This is a genomic window from Roseibium sp. RKSG952, from assembly GCF_009711355.1.
Window position 1 is genome coordinate 1 of sequence record NZ_SMMF01000004.1, and the last position, 201, is coordinate 201.

Below are 201 nucleotides of genomic sequence, written 5' to 3' on the forward strand. Positions count from 1 at the left end.
GGCGACCGCCCCAGTCAAACTACCCGCCACACACGGTCCCGGACGTTGTTGCGCCGCGGTTAGATATCCATAAGGACAAGGGTGGTATTTCAAGGGTGACTCCACCAAGGCTGGCGCCCTGGTTTCAACGTCTACCACCTATCCTACACATGTCGTTACGAATACCAGTGTGAAGCTGTAGTAAAGGTGCACGGGGTCTTT

At 55.2% G+C, this 201-nt stretch carries 1 rRNA gene; it reads right to left on the reverse strand.

Annotated features, from left to right (window positions below):
- A 23S ribosomal RNA gene (locus E1297_RS00010) occupies nt 1–201 on the reverse strand; the annotation flags it as partial.